We start from the raw sequence: 1153 nt of genomic DNA, 5'->3' as shown, positions 1-1153 counted from the left end.
CAGTTTCACATGCTGTGAGTGGCGCAGTTCTACGGCGCGTTCAGCGACTTCATCGGTAATAGGCAGCAGCAGAAATTGCCCTAAAAACTGACGTGTTTTCAGCTCCAGTGCCGGACCCTGTTTTTTAGCACCTACCATCACTTCCATCCAGGTGATGGCGCTGATGGCCGGATTGATGTGATACTCGACCAGAACGTCCCTGGCTTGAGGAATGCCGTTGAGATAATCGATCAGGATATTGGTGTCGAATAACGCCCGTTGAGCCACCATTATTCCCACTCCTCGCGCTGACGATTTTCGTACTCCACGCCATCTCCCATCGCCCCGGACCAGAGCCCGAAAGCGTTGCTGGGATCTTCCACGTGGTTCTCCGTCAGATAGCGGGAGACTGCTTGACGAATGATCTCGGCCCGCGGAACGTGGCGGATATTTTTCAGATTATCGAGCTGCCGCAGGTCTTCTTCAGGTAAATCGATCACGATGCGAGTCATCGTTGGCCCTCCAAAAAAAGATATACGATATATGCATCGTATATCTTTGTCGGTCAATTTTCAATCAGTCGGCGTTAGCCTTTCTGATGTGCGCGCTCGATCTCTTCCGCCAGAATAGCCACGCCGCGCTCGATTTTCTCCGGATCGGGCACGTAGTTCATGCGCATGCACTGGTGGGTATGCGGCCATTCATGCTCCAACCCCGGGAAGAAGTAGTGGCCCGGCACCATCAGCACGCCGCGCTTTTTCAGGCGCTGATACAGCACTTCGGTGGTGATCGGCAGATCCTTGAACCACAGCCAGAGGAAGATAGCCCCTTCCGGTTTGTGGATCAGGCAGCGCTCCGGCGACAGGTAGCGGCGAATAATCTCGATGGTGTGCTCGACGCGCTGTTTGTAGAACGGGCGAATTACCTCGTTCGACAGGCGCAGCAGATCGCCGCGCGCGATCATTTCCGTCGCCATCGCCGGCCCCATGCTGCCTGGCGACAGGCTGATGATGCCGTTCATGTTGGTTAGCGCGGTGATCACCTTCTCGTCGGCGATCACGATGCCGCAGCGCGAGCCCGGCAGGCCGAGCTTGGACAGGCTCATGCACAGGATGGTGTTCGGGTTCCACAGCGGCGTGGCGTCGCTGAAGATGATGCCGGGGACCGGCACGCC

Annotated in this window: 3 protein-coding genes; all 3 read right to left on the bottom strand. The window is 56.8% G+C overall.

All coding sequences use genetic code 11. The features are described from left to right. Positions 1–270 (bottom strand): PIN domain-containing protein (locus ABT171_RS41675; protein ID WP_351252174.1); only part of this gene is annotated, 270 nt, incomplete at its 3' end. Then, positions 270–491, bottom strand: coding sequence for a ribbon-helix-helix domain-containing protein (locus ABT171_RS41670; protein WP_025304767.1), 222 nt, complete (start codon positions 489–491; stop codon positions 270–272). The genes ABT171_RS41670 and ABT171_RS41675, both read right to left, overlap by 1 nt. A gap of 74 nt (positions 492–565) precedes the next feature. Then, positions 566–1153: aminotransferase class I/II-fold pyridoxal phosphate-dependent enzyme (locus ABT171_RS41665; RefSeq protein WP_351252172.1), on the bottom strand; the 588-nt coding region annotated here is incomplete at its 5' end.

Origin of the sequence: Streptomyces sp. NPDC001851 (assembly GCF_040297165.1) — a bacterium.
GTDB lineage: Bacteria > Actinomycetota > Actinomycetes > Streptomycetales > Streptomycetaceae > Streptomyces.
The sequence above is the reverse complement of the archived record's forward strand: the minus strand, read 5'-3'. Positions and strand labels throughout refer to the sequence as shown.